The organism is Vibrio sp. 03_296 (assembly GCF_002265885.1).
In genome coordinates, this window is sequence record NZ_NPKW01000334.1 from 1 (window position 1) to 775 (window position 775).

1 protein-coding gene and 2 pseudogenes are annotated in these 775 nt (G+C 43.7%); 1 reads left to right on the forward strand and 2 read right to left on the reverse strand.

All coding sequences use genetic code 11. The features are described from left to right. Positions 1 to 76, reverse strand: a 76-nt coding sequence (locus CIK04_RS35670; RefSeq protein ID WP_369597171.1) for a hypothetical protein, incomplete at its 3' end; no start/stop codon positions are given. Between the two features lie 16 nt (positions 77 to 92). Beyond that, positions 93 to 320: pseudogene (gene zapE / locus CIK04_RS24435) on the reverse strand (AFG1/ZapE family ATPase); the annotation flags it as partial. A gap of 149 nt (positions 321 to 469) precedes the next feature. Here zapE and zapG point away from each other — a divergent pair. Next, positions 470 to 775, forward strand: a pseudogene (gene zapG, locus CIK04_RS24440) (Z-ring associated protein ZapG); the annotation flags it as partial.

Genomic DNA, 775 nt, shown 5'->3' on the forward strand with positions numbered 1-775 from the left:
GAACTCGATACATAAAGCGATGAAAATGAACGCGCATTTTGCGTTGAGTAAGGCAAAGCCTCAAAAAAGTATCCATGAGATACGTTTTCCACGCCCAACACCACCCCAAAATAGAGTCCTTGTGGGGGCAATTTGGCTGGCGGCTGTTTGCCTAATAATTTTTGCCAACGCGTTTGTTGCGGTTGRGGCTGGGCGCAATAATCGAGATATTGATGAAAAAGCCTATCTAGTGCTCGCACTGCATTGTACTGAGCAGCGTCTTTCTGGAATCCGTTATGCGCGAGGTCGTGTTCGTATTTTCTATGGCTCATTGTTCTCATACCAAACAGGGCATAAAATCCCGTTATCAAACTTGAGATTGTGTCGTTGCTATTTTGCTTTATTGACTACTGCTCCCATAGTAACATGGTGGCGCAATACGTGTAACTAAGCAGTAAATAACATGTTAAAACCATTATAAGGAGCTGTTATGCCTTGGATGTATGCCATTGTAGGCTTGCTTGTCGGAGCAATTGTTGGTGTTGTCGTATCACGACTTACCACGCCAGAATATAAAAACAGAAGAACATCAAAAAGAGACTCGATGTAGCAAATATGAACATAGAGCAACAACGCCAAGAGCTGATTGATCACTTCTCCCAAACCGCTGAGCTACTCGAAACACTCGGTAAAGATTACAGCAAGCTATATCAGCATATGGCGAAACTTCTGCGGAGCTTCTACCGAATCTGCCAGCGCAAGACAATCCATTTGATAAAGTGGCATTGTCGGCAAA